Below are 16,371 nucleotides of genomic sequence, written 5' to 3' on the forward strand. Positions count from 1 at the left end.
AAGCAATAACTATTAAAAATCTCTATCATGAAAGAAAAATCGAACACAATTCCATTCCATAAGTTTATGGGATTTCCTGCATTTGTTGGCCTCCAAGCCATGTTGTTATTGATCATTGCCCCTTTTGTCCCTTTTACACCAGAAGCAATGGGCAAGGGCTTACTGGTCTGGTCGGCCTTTCAGGCCTGGGCCATGTATTTTATGGGTGGTTGCACAATAAAAATGGCCATTAAGACCATGGTAGGATATATTGGCGGGATAATTGCTTCTGTAATCCTGATTGAACTGGGGGGCTTGTTTGGCAGTCTGAACACTTCTGCAGTTGCCTGGGGCGGGGTTGTCGCCGTATCTTTTGTGGCGTTCCTTATTATTCCTGCCGACAGGGTACCTGCCATCAACTTCCTGCCATCCTACTTTATAGGTTCCGGGGCATATTTTGCCATTATTACCTATGTTCAGGCCCCTGTCACGGTTGGGGCATATTCCTGGTATTTCCAGGTTGCCGTCCCCTTGCTGGTCTCTGCTGTGTTGGGCCTTGTGTTTGGCTGGGCAACAGTCACCTTCAAGTTATGGTTCGATGCAAAACTGGCAAAGGGTTAAAATCAATATTATTAAATCAAAAATAGTTATTGTGAAAAAATACAATGTAGGAATAATAGGATATGGTTGGGCAGCAGGAGCCCATATTGATGCAATCAACAACACATCCTTGGGACAGGTTACCGCTGTCTGCTCATCGCGCAGGCTTGATCCTACTGCAATCGGTGCAACACATGGTGGGGCAATTAAATGTTATACCCGGATGGAAGAGATGCTGGCTGATCCGGCGATAGATGCCGTATCCATATGTAGCTATCCTGCCCTCCATGCCCAACAGGCAATTATGGCAGCCCAGGCGGGGAAACACATTATAATAGAAAAGCCTTTGGCCATGAATTGGGAAGAGTGCCTTGCAGTAGAAAAAGCGGTAAAAGCAGCCGGGGTTAATGTCTGTGTATGTTTCGAATGTCGTTTTTCCAGCCAGCTGCTAACCATTAAAGCTATCATCGATCAGGGGCTGTTGGGTGACATACACTATGGTGAAGTGGATTATTTTCATGGTATAGGGCCATGGTACGGACAATATAGGTGGAACACCCAAAAGGAATCTGGTGGTAGCAGCCTTTTGTCGGCCGGATGCCATGCCATGGATGCCTTGTTATTGTGCATGGGCAGTGAATTTGAATCAGTACAAAGCTATTCAGCCTATTCATCAAATAAAGATTTTGAAAAATATGAATATCCTACAAGCTCCGTATCCATCGTCAAATTTAAAAATGGTTCAGTAGGCAAAGTTGCATCTGTTATTGACTGTTTACAACCCTATTACTTTCATTTTCATTTGGTAGGAAGCGAGGGCACCCTTCTGGACAACAAGTTTTATTCCACCAAAATAAATGGCCTTGATAAGGGGAAATGGAGCACTTTGTCAATGAAGATGTTAGACTCCGGAGATGTGTCGGATCACCCTTATCAGGTTCAGTTCGAAGAATTTTTTAAGTCCATCGAAGCAGGGAAAGAGATGCCGCTGACTGGTTTAAACGATGCGATAAAAACACATGAACTGATATTTGCAGCAGACAAATCGGCAGAAAGTCAATAACCTGTAAAATTAATAAAAATCAATATGAAAAAAACAGTACTTGCCCTGTTTGCGCATCCGGATGATGCAGAACTGATGTGTACAGGTACACTCTCGTTGTTGAAACAACAGGGATGGGAGATACATATTGCAACAATGACCCCCGGCGACAAGGGATCCGCCGTTCATAACCGCGAAGAGATTAGCGCCATACGGAAATCGGAAGCAAAAAACTCTGCCAGATTATTGGGCGGCACATATCATTGCCTTGAATTTGAAGATGTATATATCATGTACAACCGTGACACAATCAATGCTGCAACAGCATTAATCCGCAAAGTAAAACCTGATATTGTTTTTACAGCAAGCCCTGTTGATTACATGGTGGATCATGAAATGACCAGCCTTGTCGTACAAACGGCCTGTTTTTGTTGTGGTATAAAAAACATGGAGGTGGAGGAGACCGCGTTTGAACCAACGCCATACCTGTATTATTCAGATGCGCTGGAAGGAAAAGATAAATTGGGAAGGCCAATGCCTCCGTCTATATATGTTGATGTTTCAAAAGAAATGGCTTTGAAGGAAAAAATGCTTGCATGCCATGCGAGCCAGCGCAACTGGTTGCTAGAGCACCATAAGATGGATGAATACATCCTTGCTATGAAGCGGTTTACCGAATCGAGGGGACAAGAGATAGGTGTAGGATATGCCGAAGGTTTCAGACAGCACCTCGGGCATGGATACCCGCAGGATAATATTTTAAAAGTGGTACTTGGAGAGTTTGTCAGATAAAAACATTATAATGAGATGAAACGAACAATTTTGATATTAGCATGTGCTTTATTTTTTAATGTTGCACATGCCCAATCACAAAAATACAAATCACTTTTTAACGGTAAAAACCTTAAAGGTTAGATAGTGCACGGTACCGAAAAGTGGTATGTGGAAGAAGGCCTCTTGGTTTGTGAGAGCGGGCCTGATAAAGGGTATGGTTACCTGTCAACAAAGAAACAGTATTACAATTTTGAGATGTCAGCCGATTTCTTACAGGAAGCAGACGGCAATAGTGGTATATTCTTCCGTTCTACTTTTGAAGGCACAAAAGTTAGTGGTTGGCAGGTTGAGGTAGCTCCGCCTAACAAAGATACAGGCGGTATTTATGAATCGTATGGCCGTGGTTGGTTAGTAAAGATACCTGATGAAAAAGAAAGCATCTTGAAAATGGGCCAGTGGAACACCATGAAAATACGTGTTGTGGATGGTCATGTAACAACCTGGCTTAACGGGGTACAAATGGTCGATATTGATGATGAAAAAATAGCAAAGGGACGTGGGGCCATCGCCCTGCAGATCCACGATGGGGGTGGCATCAAGGTCAGATGGAAAAACCTGAAGGTTAAAAAACTGAATTAAGCCTGCACCTGATACATAATCTGCAAGATTTGGATTGTTTACAGGCTTGATTGCCTGATAACCTGAAAGTACATATATCAACAAATAATTGATAAAACAATAATTACAAAATTTACATATTATGGCACGAAAAGAAAGTAAGTTAGCCCCCGGGTGGTGGGATTTTACTACCCTTGAAGACAATTTATTGGACGATGTGTCCAAACTCAGCGAAAAAGACCTTTTGCAACTATCGAGGCCGGGCTTTAAAGTTGTGTTTTATGACACTCTGGAAGATTTCTACCTTGCCGAAACATTAGAGTATATCACAGCCTGGAAACAGTCAACCGACAGTGCACCTGTGGGTGTATGCGGCCCAATAGGCCCTACGGAACAGTTGCCGTTAGTAGCCCGTTTGGTGAATGAATTGGGCTTAAACCTTTCCAATTCACATTTTTGGGGTATGGACGAATGGGTAGTTGATGGAAAAGAGATGGATGCCTCACACCCGTTATCGTTTGAAAAAGCCGACAGGGAGATGTGTTTTGATAAAATTGATGCAAAACTAAGGATGCCCGACAACAACCTTCATTTTCCGAAAGCCGACACCAGGCCATATATTGAAAGCTGGGACAGTGGCATCCGTTGTGCGGTGATGCAGGGCGGCCAGGGCGATGTAAAGCATTGGGCCTTCAACGACCCGGTGCGCAGGAAAGGCAAATATCAGGATGCCCCCCCTTTGCCTGAAGAATTTCTGTCGCTTTCCACAAGAATTGTTGACCTACACCCTGTAACCTGTATGCAGAATGCCCGCACCAGTGCCGGGGGCGTCGTTACGGGCATCCCCACACAGGCAATAACCGTAGGGCCGGTACAGACCTGGAAAGCAGAAAAAGTATCGATATGGCAGGCTGGCGTGCACGACAACCCGTTTGGGCAAAGGCTTACCGCGTTTATGATCGGCAAAAAAATAATGGACTCGGCAGTGCCGATGTCGCTCCTTGCTTGCCACCCCAATGTACAGTTCAACTATTACCGGGGCGGGCTGGGCAGTTGCGGAACGGAAATGCATTAGGGTGACAGGGAACTATTTGGGTTATGTCAAACAACAATAAAAAAGTTATAATATCGGGCACAGGTTGTGCTTTGGGCGACATTATCTATACAGGCATAAGGTTCGACAGCCACGAATTTAAAAAGTACCTCTCCCAAAAAGATGGCGATGGGGGCATATTACCTGGCAAGTTGGTCTTTAAGGAATGTCTAGAAAAGTTCTCGGGAAAACCGTTCAGCGAAATATTGACCCAAATTGTTGGCGACATGGAACCTGATGCTTTTAACCCGGGTGGGCCCGGGCTGGTGCCGCTTGTCCATGCCTCGCAGGTACTGGACGGGGACAGCTTTGAAACAAGGTTTTATGGCATCGCAGGGAATGACAAAATTTCGGAAATGATATTCCAGGCAATTGAAGGCCTGCCGTTCGATACCTCAAACTATAATACGGAGGAGGGGGGCGAAACGCCATCGACCCATGTCTTTTCCGACCCGACATACAATGGGGGCCAGGGCGAACGTAGCTTTGTGAATAGTCTGGGCACGGCTTCCGTGTTTACGGAAAAGATGCTTGGCAAGGGTTTCTTTGAGGCGGATATTGTCTGCCTGGGCGGCACGGCCCTTGTCCCGCAGCTCCACGACAACCTGGGCACCGTACTTGGGAAGGCCAGGGAAAACGGCTGTGTGACGGTCGTGAACACCGTTTATGACTTCCTTAGCGAAATGGAGTGCCCGGGACGGCCATGGCCATTGGTGCCAAAAGATGCCTATCGGGACATAGACCTGTTGATAATGGACATGGAGGAAGCCCTAAGGATAAGCGGGCAAAACACGAAGGAGAAGGCCATCCGATATTTTGCCGGATCAGGTGCCCGGTCTTTTATCATCACGGACGGGGTTTCCGATATTGCTGTCTGTTCAAAAGGGGGGATTTTCCTTCCCACAAACGGGACAGTGGGAATGCCCGTGTCCAAAAAGGCAGGGGAAATATTTTCGGCCATCCCTGCCCGGGAAAGGGACACCACGGGCTGTGGCGACAACTTTGTCGGCGGGGCGGTAGCTTCGGTCGCAATGCAGCTCGGGGAGAACAAAAAAGGAAGGCTCGATTTGATCAAAGCAGCTGGTTGGGGCATAGTGTCCGGGGGTTTCGCCTGTTCCTACAAAGGGGGCGTGTACCATGAGGCCGCCCCGGGCGGGAAGCGCAGTTTGTTGGAAGGGTTGTATCATGAATATAAAAAACAGGCCGGTTTAAAATGAAGGTAAAGAAAAACAAACTTGTCTTGTTCGGGGCAGGCAAAATAGGGAGGTCGTTCATAGGCCAGTTGTTCAGCATTGGGGGGTACGAAGTGGTCTTTGTGGACATTTGCAAACCTGTTATCGAGGAGCTGAACCGTGGGCATAAGTACAGGGTCTGTTTTGTTTCTGATGAAAGTATGGAGTGGCTGGAGGTCAAGAATGTTAGGGGCGTACATGCCATGGACGAAGAAATGGCAATAGAAGAAGTTGCCACGGCAGGCCTTCTTGCCATTTCCGTAGGGGCCGGCGCACTGGCGCTCACGGCCCCGTCCATTGCCAGGGGCTTGCTAAAAAGGCACAAAGCCGGCAACAATGCCCCGCTGGACATCATCATAGCAGAAAACATGGCCAATGCTTCCGCTTACCTGGGCCGGGAGCTCTTAAAGCACTTGCCCGTAGGTTTCCCTTTTGATGGGGCCATTGGGCTTGTGGAGACCAGTATCGGCAAAATGGTGCCGCTCATGCCCACAGGTGGTGCGGACGGCAGTATGCTGGATGTATATGCAGAACCATACAATACCCTGATCGTTGACAAGAAGGCGTTCAAGAACCCGGTCCCGGAGATAGGAGGGCTTGCCCCCAAGGAAAACATAAGGGCGTGGGTCGAAAGGAAACTGTTTGTCCACAACATGGGGCATTCGGCCGCTGCATATATCGGGCATGCATATGCCCCAGGCCTGGATCGCCTTTATGAAGTGCTCGGGCTGCCGGAGGTTTATCACCGGGTCAGATGCGCAATGATGCAGTCTGCTGCTGTTCTCAGAAGAAAATACCCTGACGAGTTTACGATGGGGGATTTGATTGCCCATGTGGAAGACCTGTTGTCCCGTTTCATGAACAGGGCATTGGGCGATACCGTTTTCAGGGTAGGCTGTGACCTTGGGCGCAAGTTGGGCCCCGAAGACCGCTTGGTTCTGCCCATAAGATCGGCGATATCCCAGGACATGCCTTATGGCGATATCCTGTATGCCCTTGTCTGTGCCTGCCGGTTTAGGGCAAAAGGTCCGGAAGAGCCTGAGTTTGAAAAAGACAGGGCCTTTTTTAAGGAATATGGAGGGGACACTGCCTCGATACTAACGAAGGTAAGTGGTTTAGACATGGAAGAAAACAATGACATTTTCTCAAGGGCAAAGGCTATTTGTAAATATCTTGCAACAATAGGGATAGGTAAAGAACAGCTGATAGGGCAAAGTGCGCCGCTCTTTTGTCCCAGTATTAATTATGGTCGCAATGCAGAACACATTCATTATAATGCCGACTGTGAAAACTTTGACAAGCTCATTTAAGCGGCATAAAAAGACAGAAAGGAGGCAGCAAAATGAGAAACAAACCCAAGGTACTTGGGAGAGGTTCATTTACATAGCTAAATACATAACATCAACCAAAAAAATGATGTACAAAAGGCGGGTGCAGAGTACATTTTTGAGTGGGATGAAACCAAATTGTCCACGATTGAATGGCATTTGTCTCATTCCCGGAGTAACAACTGGCAAAAAAATTCCATTTGGATATTTAAATATTTTTTTTCAAAACCTCTATCATCCTAGAAATGAAAACCCCAAAACTACACCATATCATTGATGGGCTAAAAAATAGTTTAATAAAAGTCAACGACACTGAGTTAAATGAAATTTCAAAAGCAGAAAAGACAGTCGGGATTTGTTCTGCCACCCTGTTGGAGTTACGTGAACATATCATCCGGAATGATTTAAAAAACAAAAGCGAAGAAATCCGGTTTTTCAAGGATACAAAATCCTTTGTGCTATCGGAATACCTGTATTATTCGAAGCTCTGGGAAATTTTAATACGGCAACCGGTCACTTCCATAAGAAGGCGAAAAAAGTATTTGAGAAAAGTGACAGCAGGGGTACAACAGTTTTTCAATGAGAACACCGAGTTTTACCTGTATTACCGGAGCGGATCGACCCATTTGGATGAACAGTATTTTGTCCGCACAGAAATCAGTTGTACCCTGGATTGCCAGCACTTTATATTTGACCCGTTTTTCTCGACCAGCCACGATTACACCCTGGCAGCCATAAAGGCCAACGAGAAGATAGCTGCCTATTGCAATGCAGAAATCAACCGGTTAAGGCACAGGGGCAACTACCGGCTGGTGCGCAGCGATATGTTCTGGAGTTTGAATAAACGGGATTTGATGCAGGTTATTTACGGGATATATTACACCAATGCAGTGAACCGGGGAAAGGTCCAGATCAAGGAACTGGTGTGCGGTTTTGAGTCGCTGTTTAATGTGAAGCTGTCGGGGTACTACCATACTTTTTATGAAATCACCCAGCTAAAAAAGCAACCGCTGGGTTACCTGGATTTGATGAAGGAGACGCTGACGAAACTGGTGGAAGAGCAGGATGAGCATAAGAGAAGGAAAAGGAGAGGGCACAGCGGTCAGGATCAAAGTCGACAAACAAAATAGCAATCGTTTTTAAACAGAAGAAGGAAGAAGAATGCAAAACAACTATTATAACGGAAAGACTAAAAACAAGGAGCGATGAAAAGATAGTAGCAAAAAAATATAGACGCGTTAGTTTTTGATTCTTGTACCGGAAAATCGTCAAAACATAGTACATCACAGGAATATAAACACAACGCCTGCGCTTCGGCGTGGGCTGGACATACCTGTGGTGTGGGTGTTTGACGATACCTCCGGTACAGCATGCTTCAGTTCCACGCTTTTTTTATTCCTAATTTATTACCCATATTTATCCTATGAAAGAGTACCGGATGGAGAAGAACATTAAAAATACTGATTTAATCGCAGTATTCCAGCGTTGTCCCTTTGGTGAGCCGACCGCTGATTGTCCGTTTGTCCCGTATCACCAGTTGAACAATATGGAAAAGCAAATCCGGGTTCTCAATACCCTGGATGAAGCTACCCTTGAGCAACTCCGTTCCTTCCACCGGTCCTGTGTTGTTGAAAGACGGAATCAGGCAGATGCAAACACGGGCAAATCCAATGAATCGTAAGAGCCTATTTCACCAATGAGATATTTGCAAAAAACGCTTAGATATAAAATTATGATTTTTAAGCTGTTGTAGCTTTTGATTCAAAAAAAACACCACAGTGTGGTATTTATACATTTCAGAAGGGGCAATTTTGGCATCATTCAAAACCGTTCAATACAAAACAAAAAGTTATGCCAACAGAAATTGTAACCACCGACGATTTACGTGAGTTTAAGCTCGAGCTTATAAAAGAATTCAAAGAGTTGCTGGCAGTGCATCACGGGCAGCTGTCCAAAAAATGGATAAAATCCTGGGAAGTCCGAAAATTACTGGGGATTTCCCCGGGTACGCTTCAGAACCTTCGGGTCAACGGCACCCTGCCTTTCACCAAAATCGGCGGGGTAATTTTTTACGACAGCGAGGACATTCAAAAGATGATGAAGGAGAATTTGGTGCACAGCCGTTTTGATTTCCGCCGCCGGGGATGAACTACATCAGGCACCTGCGCGGTTTTTTCGACCGTTTGGAAGAAGATGCAAATATGACCTCCCACCATATCAGCCTGTACATTACGCTTTTTCACGTGTGGAATCTGAACCGTTTCCGGGAATACTTTGAAGTGAACCGGCAGGATGTCATGTCCATGGCGCGGATTGGTTCCAGGAACACCTATTCCCGGTGCATGAAAGAACTGCATGCCTGGGGATATATTATATACTCTCCCGCGGGCAACCGGTACCAGGCAAGCCATGTTAGCTGTATCCGTTTTGATACTGCAAAAGAGACAGCTACTGATGCCGGAAGAGAGACCACTAATGGGACCGCAAGTGGGACACCTCTTATAAACTATAAAAACAAGATAAAGGATAAACAGGGGCACGCTCAAAAAATGAAAAATGGAGAAGAGAAAAGCAACCGCGGTAACCCACTCCACGTCGAAACCGATAAAGATTACGCTGAACCCTTATAAAGACATTGCTACGCAGGAAGCCGGGGTTTACCAGTTTAGCTTTCCCGGGTGCAGGAGATGGCTGGAGGAAACGGGGAGGCAGCACTACGGAGAGCATTTTCGGTTGTATGCTGAAGATTATGGCGTGATTTACCGCCTGCTGGTTTATGCCATAGAAGATAAAGCAGAATGTGCCCGGCGGAACCTGGATTTGAGGAAAGGAATCCTGTTGACAGGTCCAATCGGCTGCGGGAAGTCAACCCTTATGGCATTGATAAAATACTTTTTCCCCCCCGGCAGGCAATACCAGGTTAAATCCACCCGGGATATTGGCTTTGAGTTTGAGAACGAAGGGTATAAAGTGATCACCCGTTACAGCCGGAACCAGCTGAACCCGGGACAAGCCGTTCCTGTCCCTGCCATTTTCTGTTTTGACGATTTGGGCGTGGAACAACCCTATAAGTACTTTGGGAACGCATGCAATGTAATGGCCGAAATCCTGCTGAGCCGGTACGATTTGTTTATATCTAAAGGGATTTTAACGCATGTAACCACGAATCTGTCTGCATCGGAAATCGAAGAAAAATATGGCAATCGGGTTAGAAGCCGGATGCGCGAAATGTTCAACCTGGTCGCGTTTGACAAAAGTGCGAAAGACAAGCGGGTATAAGTCCTGGAATGCTTCTTTCCCCTTCGGGGAGGTGAATCGCTGTTCCCGGAGAAAGACAAAAAAAGGGTTACTGTGTGGCTTACTAAAACATATCGACCCTGAATACGAGCCCTTTTTGATTAAAGTTGTAGCTGATTTCCCAACCGGACCAGTAAATACCTGCCACAAAGTCTCCTGTTTTAACCCCGGATTTCAGGCTGAACCCTTTTAACAGGTCATAATACAAGCTGATGTCGTATTCGTTAAAAAACCAGAGCTTAATGTCCCGGGTACTAAACAGGAAGGTGCTGTTTTCATTGTAACGGTGATAAATATAAGAAGCTCCAACGGAGAGTTTCGGGGCAAAATAATACCCGGCAGAGGCCTTTATTCCAAAATTGAAGATGTTTTCATCAAACTCCGTTTGAACGCCATCAATAGTCAATTTTCTTATCCCGGAATAGCGCATGAAAGGACTTACTTTTATCCCCAGGTTGTTGTTTTCTGATTGATAAAGCTTGATTGGAACAGCTAATGCAATTTCCCGGATACCCCCGGATGTCATGTAACTCGGGTTTATATCCAAATACTTGTTTAACTGGCGGTAGTACTGAATACCGGCAGATAAGTTATCCGACAAGTCAAGCCCCAGTACAAACATCAACAGGTGTTCAGTATTCTTAGCATAGTCCTCAGGATTAATGCCATACCCCGGGTGTAAGCTGTTGTAGTAATACTTCGGGATGAACGGGTGAAAAAAATCAACAGCTGCCTCCTCCTGTTTCCCGTCAATGAAGCTTCTGGCATAATCTCTTTCTGCCATCCAGGTACTGTCGTTGGGTTCTGAATCCCTGTGCCCCCTGAATCGTTCGGTGTACTTACCGGAAGAGAAGTTGATGAACTCCCGGTATTTCTCGTTAGCTTCGTTGGTTTTTCCCAGGTGTTGAAAGGCAAACCCGCTTAAAAAAGCAGCATCGCTAAAATAGAGAGCATCCGGGTAAAGCGCCATTAAACTGTCGATTTTAGCAGGAATTTCTTCAAACTGCCCGTTGTTCATTTCAGCGACAGATTCAGCGTACAATGATGCGATTTTATGATCCGAAAATTGAATCGAATTGGTTTTTTCATATGTTTTGGTCCCCTGGTATTTATTGTCATTATTCTCCAGTTCTTTTAGGAATGCCTCGTAGTTGGATTCGGAAATAAGCTCATTGTTTTTGTTCCGCAGGGGAACTGCATTTTCTGGAGAGCCCCCATATTCATACAATGATTTGTCCTGGTTATAATGGATAAGGCCGGGATTGAATGACGCACAGCTGCTTAACAGTATTGTTGCCGCTACGATAACGAAGCATTTGTACCTAAAGGCAGAAAAACCGGTTTTAGATTTCATGCAGTATTCAGGTTTTACAGATTCAAATATATGGGATTCTAAAAATGTTCAAATGTAGCAATTGAACGGACTTTCTAATGCACCTCTTTGTTAAAATGATTTTAAATTTCAGGGTTGGTTCTGAGCTTAATGGGGTAGTTGTTCGTGTGCTTATTTTTTGTAGGAGAAAATTTGGTGCACAGGCCGTTCATTCCGGTGGAGATGAACAGCCTTTCGCACCGCGCGGCAAGAGCCGGGTCCCGGTCCACTCCGTTTCCCTTTATCCCGGCACATGCCCTGTGCCTGCCCACCAAAAAGGTTTTTCAGGTCAAGTAAGATAACCAATTAATGTCTTCGCCCCGGCCCATTCCCCCGGGCATCTTCCGCAGGCGTCCTTCCCCGCTCGCTGCCCGTGGGGAAAGCGCCTTAGGACTCCGCACGGCAAAAGCCGCCTTTCCATTCCATTGCACGGCAGCACTTGCCCTTTGCCAGCCCGCATTAAAAGTAGGACAGGAACCATCTGAGTTTTATCAAAAAATCAAAAAACCAAAAAGAAAACCCAAGTTAGCCCCCCTGCCTGCTGGCCTTCACTCCATGGAAAATGCAAGGCCGTGGCAAGTGGCACGATACCCCGGTTTTCAGTTCAGTATTTAAGGTGTTCCTGAAATCGTGCCAGCCCTGCATTTTCGCCCCGGGCGGCAGTAATCGGATTTTCTTTTCTTTTTTGACGGTTTTTCTTTTGTTTTTGAAAAAAAGGGTGTGTTTAAACTTAATCAAACAGAACCAAATGCAATGATGGCTTCGTATTGTTTTCTTTTAAAGCAGAAAAACAATCTGTAAAATACTGTAACATAGTTACTAATGAAGTATTTTGCTAAAAAAACACCACAGTGTGGTATTTCTCTTTTTTGGACAGCAGACCTTTGTCCCGGTTCTTATGAATCATAGGTCATCATCAAAAAAAAGAGAACGTATGTTTGGACTTGACAAAATCACCTGGGGACAGTTTGCCGTATTTATCCTTATTGCATTGGGCATATGGTACGGAGGTGTCCTTTTGTACGCATTTACCCGCCAAAAAGACAAACGAAAATCACCTTTTTATGAAGATGCAGATGGCGAAGAAGGTTTTGACGCCGCCGGGCTGGAGCCCGTAAAAGTGTCTTTTCAATCTTTCCCTTCGCAGCTGCTCCCTTACCCCAATGAAAACATCCCGCTGGAAGTTGTTTACTATGAAGATACCGGGCCGGAAGAAGGGTATATCCTCGATGAGCTGACCCGGGGCCATCATCCCGCGCTGCTTCAAAAAATGAATGTTCAACAATTATAATCTGATAAAAATGAGAAAGAAAAAAAACAAGAGCACCGGAATGAAACGGTTACCGAAAAAAGAGGCATTGTGGCTCTTCCTTTTTATTGCAGGCACATACACGGTCCTGGCGCAGAGCTCGGCCGGCATTGACCAGGCTACGGCAGAGGTCAGTTCGTATGTAGACCCGGTTTCCAACCTGATAATAGCCATTGGGGCTGTAGTGGGCCTGATTGGCGGGGTACGGGTTTACATCAAATGGCAAAGCGGCGACCAGGACACCCAGAAAGCCATCATGGGCTGGTTCGGCGCCTGCCTGTTCTTGATTCTTGTAGGAGTAGTTATCAAAGCATTTTTTGCCTGATGAAACCCTATATTCTTCGGAAGATAGACACCAACCTTTACATCAAGGGATTTACCGGGGCAATGGTGTACCAAGCGCTGTACGGAATCCTTGCCGCACTGTTACTGTTTGTCCTGCTGTACGTGCTCTCCGGGGCTGTTATTGCGGTGGTGGTCTGTGTCCCGGCATTTTTTTGGTGGCTGTTCCGGTTGACCCGGTTACAGCAAAAGTACGGCCCGGACGGATGGGCCAAAAAGAAAACCGTGCGGCAGCTTCCCCGGTTTGTGACCATAAAAAAGCGCATCAGCCAACCCCAACCCCATGAAAGCAAAAGCCATTGAAAAGTGCCTTCCTGTCCTGGGGTTCCGCGGGGACGCCCTGGTGTCGGACAACCTGGATATAACCTTCGGAATGAAGCTCAGGCTTCCCGGGCTTCTGTCATGCAGCAGTGACCAACTGTGCCAGTTGCACGACACCTTCCGGCGGGCTGTTCACCTGTTGCCTGAAAACACCCTGTTGCACAAGCAAGACCTTTTTATGTCCCGGGCATTCTCAGAAACCACCACCGGGGTCGGCCTGGACAAAAGCTACCTGGCGCATTTCCGGGGGAGGCCCTGCCTGGGTCATGAATGTTACCTGTATATCAGTTTGTTGAATGCCGGGTTATTGAAAAACTACCTTGGCTCAGCGCTCCTGTTCTCCGGGAAGCAGAAGATGCAGGAATCGCGAATGCATGAAAAAGCCGGGGAGCTACGTTGCAACCTCGTGTCGCTGTTTACACAAAACGGGATTGCCTGTGAGTCGGTGACCAGGAGTCAGGCTGTCGGGGAGGGGAGAACCCCGGGGCTGATAGAGCGCTACCTGACCCTGAACTTCCAAGGCCGGCATCCGGTGCTGGGAGGGATGGATTTTCGGGAGCGGCTGCGGGTGATGGATCAGTTTGTAGAAATATTAAGCCTGAGCGATTATACCCATGTCACCCCGGAGCTCCGGCCTTTGTCTTGCCATCCCCGTACCGGGCTGCCGGTCTCCTTTACGTACCCGGTAACCTGGGGCCTGCCGTTTACCCATCTCACCAACCAGTTTATTTATGTGCCTGTGCAGCAAGATATCAAGACAATGCTGGAGAGCAGTTACCGGAAAATATACAGCCTTTCGCGGTTCTCCTCCGAGAACAAGGTGAATGCCGGTTTGCTGGAAAATTTTCTGGATACGGTACAGTCCACCGGCGAGAAAATTGTACAGACCCATTTCAATGTGATGCTTTTCGACGAATCCATGGCGGAACTGAAAAAGCACAAAAGCGAAACCGCCTCCGCTTTTTCACAGATAAACTGTTTCCCCTACCAGCATACCTTTGATTTGCCCCTGTTGTTTTTTGCCTGTGTGCCTTTTTCAACCCAATTGCCGGAAACGGAACTGTTTACCACACAGGTTCCGCAAGCCTGCTGTCTGACCAATTTTGAAGGAGAAGTGCAAAATTCTAAGTCTAATTTTTTTATCAACCTTTCCAACCGGCAGGAAGGGAGCCCGGTAAAAATCGATTTATCAGACGAACCCCTGGAACGGAACATCATCCATAACCGCAATAAAATCATCATTGGCGGTTCCGGATCGGGAAAATCTTTTTTCACCAACCACCTGCTGCGGCAATATGCCGAGAGCGGGAACTGCCATGTGGTGCTGCTGGATGTGGGCCGGAGCTACGAGCTGCTCACCCGGTACCTGGATCAACAGCTCCATGCCAGGGGCGGGGCGAAGCTGGTGGAGTTTACCGAAACGCACCCGGTGTCGTTTAACCCGTTTATCACCAGTGGGGACACCGGCCTGGAGCGAAAACAAACCATTGTTTCGGTGCTTTACACCATCTATAAGGAAGGGCTCACCGAAACGGAAAAAGATGTCATCGGGCAGTCGGTCTCTGAATTTTTTAAAGCCGGTAACCGTGAACGCTCCTTTAACGGGTACTACACCTTCTGCCGGGAGTACATCCCACGGCTGGTCAGCGAACAGTCCCTGGCCTTTAACAGCAACGAGTTCTTTTTTATCCTGGGTAAATATTACCAGGGGGGCGAATACGACTACCTGCTGAACCGGCCAATGCAGGAAGATGAGTTTTTTACCTGCCCGTTTCTGGTGTTTGAGCTGGACAACATTAAAGACCATCCGGTGATATTCCCGGTAGCCACGTTGATTATCATGGATATTTTCCTGCAGAAGATGCGTCGGTTAACCGGCGTACGGAAAGTCATCTGCATTGAAGAAGCGTGGAAAGCCATTGCCACGCCCCGGATGGCAGGCTATGTCAGGTATTTTTTTAAGACCGTCCGCAAGTTCTTCGGGGAAGCCATGGTGGTCACCCAAGAGGTAGACGACGTGATTGCATCGCCCATTATCCGGGATGCCATCATCAACAACGCTGATACACGCATCTTACTGGATATGGGTAAGTTTAAAAACAAATTTGACTCAATCAGCAGGATGCTGGGGCTGACTGAGTTCCAGAAAGAACAGGTGTTGTCAATCAATGAGAACCTTCCGGCAGGCCGCAAATTTAAAGAAGTATTTATCGCACAGGGAGCCGTTTCAACAGTATATGCGCTGGAAGTCAGCCGGCCGGAGCATTACTGTTATACCACAGAACAAAAAGAGAAGGCGTCGATACTGGAAAAAGTAAAACAAGGGCATTCCGTAATGGAAGCGCTGGAGTCCATATAAAAGACAATGCATTTTAACCCTATAAATAAACAATTAGACAAAATGAAAGCAATTTTTTTATTCCTGATGCCCCTGTTATTGACAGTTGGCCTTTTTATCCGGCCGGTCAAGGGGCAGTCCCCGGTTCCGGTGACGGATACGGGTGCCGGAATCCAGCGCGAGTTCCAGTGGACCCAGGAGAAAGGGATTTTAACGGCCATCAATACCTACAATGTCCTGATTAAAGCGCTGAACGGGGACATCAAAGGGTTAACCGCCGAGATACTGGGGATTGACGAGAAGATGCTGGAGAGCGTGGAAAAAGTCTCCTCCCTGATAAAAGACTACCGGCGGGTGCAGGAAACCCGCGACCTGTTAAGGAAAGTAGTGGAGATATACACAAAAAAAATGCCCCGGCTGCTGCAGGACGAGAGTTTCTCGCCCGGTCAGGTTGCCGTTATCGTAGAATCTTTTGACATCATCCTGGAAGAGAGCCGGCAGCTGGTCACTACCATTTTGAACTCCATCTTGCAGGATAACCTGTTTCTGATGGACGACAAACAACGCTATGACACCATTAATGAGATCTACACCGGCGTGAAACAGCACTACGGAACCATCAGCTACCTGTACAACAAACTGCGGTATGCCTCTTTTGTTAGAAGCCATCACCCGGATGCCACGGAAGCCTTTGCTTTCTATTACAGCCTTTACCAGTAAAATGTA

Annotated in this window: 18 protein-coding genes; 17 read left to right on the plus strand and 1 reads right to left on the minus strand. The window is 46.7% G+C overall.

The annotated features are described in order from the left end of the window. Nucleotides 1–27: 27 nt before the first annotated feature. The 12 genes from BUB08_RS00610 to BUB08_RS00665 all read left to right on the plus strand — a co-directional run bounded on the left by BUB08_RS00610 (nt 28) and on the right by BUB08_RS00665 (nt 9,945). Entirely contained in the window at nt 28–600 is a 573-nt protein-coding gene (locus BUB08_RS00610; protein WP_072997989.1) for a DUF1097 domain-containing protein, read from the plus strand. Next, the gene (locus BUB08_RS00615) at nt 578–1,642 is read left to right on the plus strand and encodes a Gfo/Idh/MocA family protein (RefSeq protein ID WP_217651522.1); all 1,065 of its coding nucleotides are present in this window, start codon (nt 578–580) and stop codon (nt 1,640–1,642) included. The genes BUB08_RS00610 and BUB08_RS00615 overlap by 23 nt, the downstream gene beginning before the upstream one ends. Before the next feature lie 24 nt (nt 1,643–1,666). Then, complete coding sequence (locus BUB08_RS00620) at nt 1,667–2,413, plus strand: PIG-L deacetylase family protein (protein WP_072997991.1); 747 nt, start codon at nt 1,667–1,669, stop codon at nt 2,411–2,413. Between the two features lie 126 nt (nt 2,414–2,539). Further along, a complete protein-coding gene (locus BUB08_RS00625; RefSeq protein ID WP_217651523.1) occupies nt 2,540–3,034 on the plus strand; it encodes a 3-keto-disaccharide hydrolase in 495 nt (164 codons plus the stop codon). A gap of 121 nt (nt 3,035–3,155) precedes the next feature. Beyond that, nucleotides 3,156–4,088: a sugar phosphate isomerase family gene (locus tag BUB08_RS00630; RefSeq protein ID WP_072997992.1), complete on the plus strand. Its 933-nt coding sequence runs from the start codon at nt 3,156–3,158 to the stop codon at nt 4,086–4,088. Nucleotides 4,089–4,111: 23 nt separating this feature from the next. Continuing rightward, nucleotides 4,112–5,323: a carbohydrate kinase family protein gene (locus tag BUB08_RS00635; protein WP_072997993.1), complete on the plus strand. Its 1,212-nt coding sequence runs from the start codon at nt 4,112–4,114 to the stop codon at nt 5,321–5,323. Beyond that, entirely contained in the window at nt 5,320–6,648 is a 1,329-nt protein-coding gene (locus tag BUB08_RS00640) for a mannitol dehydrogenase family protein (protein WP_072997995.1), read from the plus strand. Before BUB08_RS00635 ends, BUB08_RS00640 begins: the two co-directional genes overlap by 4 nt. A gap of 263 nt (nt 6,649–6,911) precedes the next feature. Further along, the gene (locus BUB08_RS00645; protein WP_072997996.1) at nt 6,912–7,796 is read left to right on the plus strand and encodes an RteC domain-containing protein; all 885 of its coding nucleotides are present in this window, start codon (nt 6,912–6,914) and stop codon (nt 7,794–7,796) included. Nucleotides 7,797–8,104: 308 nt separating this feature from the next. Further along, nucleotides 8,105–8,347: a hypothetical protein gene (locus BUB08_RS00650; RefSeq protein ID WP_139249567.1), complete on the plus strand. Its 243-nt coding sequence runs from the start codon at nt 8,105–8,107 to the stop codon at nt 8,345–8,347. A gap of 170 nt (nt 8,348–8,517) precedes the next feature. Then, entirely contained in the window at nt 8,518–8,814 is a 297-nt protein-coding gene (locus BUB08_RS00655; protein WP_072997999.1) for a helix-turn-helix domain-containing protein, read from the plus strand. After that, nucleotides 8,811–9,296, plus strand: coding sequence for a hypothetical protein (locus BUB08_RS00660; protein WP_072998001.1), 486 nt, complete (start codon nt 8,811–8,813; stop codon nt 9,294–9,296). The genes BUB08_RS00655 and BUB08_RS00660 overlap by 4 nt, the downstream gene beginning before the upstream one ends. Further along, nucleotides 9,223–9,945, plus strand: coding sequence for a P-loop NTPase family protein (locus BUB08_RS00665; RefSeq protein WP_245820152.1), 723 nt, complete (start codon nt 9,223–9,225; stop codon nt 9,943–9,945). The genes BUB08_RS00660 and BUB08_RS00665 overlap by 74 nt, the downstream gene beginning before the upstream one ends. An 82-nt stretch (nt 9,946–10,027) precedes the next feature. Here the strand turns inward: BUB08_RS00665 and BUB08_RS00670 are convergent, their stop codons facing one another. Next, nucleotides 10,028–11,317 (minus strand): hypothetical protein, encoded by a 1,290-nt coding sequence (locus BUB08_RS00670; protein ID WP_072998004.1) that lies wholly within the window; start codon nt 11,315–11,317, stop codon nt 10,028–10,030. A 952-nt stretch (nt 11,318–12,269) separates the two neighbouring features. On the opposite strand from BUB08_RS00670, the gene BUB08_RS00690 reads away from it, so the two are divergent. The 5 genes from BUB08_RS00690 to BUB08_RS00710 are packed head-to-tail and all read left to right on the plus strand — an operon-like array spanning nt 12,270 to nt 16,365. Next, nucleotides 12,270–12,626 (plus strand): hypothetical protein, encoded by a 357-nt coding sequence (locus BUB08_RS00690; protein WP_139249568.1) that lies wholly within the window; start codon nt 12,270–12,272, stop codon nt 12,624–12,626. Nucleotides 12,627–12,666: 40 nt separating this feature from the next. Continuing rightward, nucleotides 12,667–12,969, plus strand: coding sequence for a DUF4134 domain-containing protein (locus BUB08_RS00695; protein ID WP_072998834.1), 303 nt, complete (start codon nt 12,667–12,669; stop codon nt 12,967–12,969). Further along, nucleotides 12,969–13,289 (plus strand): DUF4133 domain-containing protein, encoded by a 321-nt coding sequence (locus tag BUB08_RS00700; protein ID WP_072998015.1) that lies wholly within the window; start codon nt 12,969–12,971, stop codon nt 13,287–13,289. The genes BUB08_RS00695 and BUB08_RS00700 overlap by 1 nt, the downstream gene beginning before the upstream one ends. Further along, the gene (locus BUB08_RS00705) at nt 13,270–15,666 is read left to right on the plus strand and encodes a TraG family conjugative transposon ATPase (RefSeq protein WP_072998016.1); all 2,397 of its coding nucleotides are present in this window, start codon (nt 13,270–13,272) and stop codon (nt 15,664–15,666) included. The genes BUB08_RS00700 and BUB08_RS00705 overlap by 20 nt, the downstream gene beginning before the upstream one ends. A gap of 6 nt (nt 15,667–15,672) precedes the next feature. Then, nucleotides 15,673–16,365 (plus strand): hypothetical protein, encoded by a 693-nt coding sequence (locus BUB08_RS00710; protein ID WP_139249569.1) that lies wholly within the window; start codon nt 15,673–15,675, stop codon nt 16,363–16,365. Nucleotides 16,366–16,371: the final 6 nt, after the last annotated feature.

This window comes from Mariniphaga anaerophila, from assembly GCF_900129025.1.
In the GTDB taxonomy this organism is placed as follows: Bacteria; Bacteroidota; Bacteroidia; order Bacteroidales; family Prolixibacteraceae; genus Mariniphaga; species Mariniphaga anaerophila.

What these genes read in the sequence shown, in the direction of transcription:
- BUB08_RS00610 (WP_072997989.1), top strand. Translation starts at nt 28, where the DNA reads ATGAAAGAAAAATCGAACACAATTCCATTCCATAAGTTTATGGGATTT.
- BUB08_RS00615 (WP_217651522.1), top strand. Translation starts at nt 578, where the DNA reads ATGCAAAACTGGCAAAGGGTTAAAATCAATATTATTAAATCAAAAATA.
- BUB08_RS00620 (WP_072997991.1), top strand. Translation starts at nt 1,667, where the DNA reads ATGAAAAAAACAGTACTTGCCCTGTTTGCGCATCCGGATGATGCAGAA.
- BUB08_RS00630 (WP_072997992.1), top strand. Translation starts at nt 3,156, where the DNA reads ATGGCACGAAAAGAAAGTAAGTTAGCCCCCGGGTGGTGGGATTTTACT.
- BUB08_RS00635 (WP_072997993.1), top strand. Translation starts at nt 4,112, where the DNA reads ATGTCAAACAACAATAAAAAAGTTATAATATCGGGCACAGGTTGTGCT.
- BUB08_RS00640 (WP_072997995.1), top strand. Translation starts at nt 5,320, where the DNA reads ATGAAGGTAAAGAAAAACAAACTTGTCTTGTTCGGGGCAGGCAAAATA.
- BUB08_RS00645 (WP_072997996.1), top strand. Translation starts at nt 6,912, where the DNA reads ATGAAAACCCCAAAACTACACCATATCATTGATGGGCTAAAAAATAGT.
- BUB08_RS00650 (WP_139249567.1), top strand. Translation starts at nt 8,105, where the DNA reads ATGGAGAAGAACATTAAAAATACTGATTTAATCGCAGTATTCCAGCGT.
- BUB08_RS00655 (WP_072997999.1), top strand. Translation starts at nt 8,518, where the DNA reads ATGCCAACAGAAATTGTAACCACCGACGATTTACGTGAGTTTAAGCTC.
- BUB08_RS00660 (WP_072998001.1), top strand. Translation starts at nt 8,811, where the DNA reads ATGAACTACATCAGGCACCTGCGCGGTTTTTTCGACCGTTTGGAAGAA.
- BUB08_RS00665 (WP_245820152.1), top strand. Translation starts at nt 9,223, where the DNA reads ATGGAGAAGAGAAAAGCAACCGCGGTAACCCACTCCACGTCGAAACCG.
- BUB08_RS00670 (WP_072998004.1), bottom strand. Translation starts at nt 11,317, where the DNA reads ATGAAATCTAAAACCGGTTTTTCTGCCTTTAGGTACAAATGCTTCGTT.
- BUB08_RS00690 (WP_139249568.1), top strand. Translation starts at nt 12,270, where the DNA reads ATGTTTGGACTTGACAAAATCACCTGGGGACAGTTTGCCGTATTTATC.
- BUB08_RS00695 (WP_072998834.1), top strand. Translation starts at nt 12,667, where the DNA reads ATGAAACGGTTACCGAAAAAAGAGGCATTGTGGCTCTTCCTTTTTATT.
- BUB08_RS00700 (WP_072998015.1), top strand. Translation starts at nt 12,969, where the DNA reads ATGAAACCCTATATTCTTCGGAAGATAGACACCAACCTTTACATCAAG.
- BUB08_RS00705 (WP_072998016.1), top strand. Translation starts at nt 13,270, where the DNA reads ATGAAAGCAAAAGCCATTGAAAAGTGCCTTCCTGTCCTGGGGTTCCGC.
- BUB08_RS00710 (WP_139249569.1), top strand. Translation starts at nt 15,673, where the DNA reads ATGCATTTTAACCCTATAAATAAACAATTAGACAAAATGAAAGCAATT.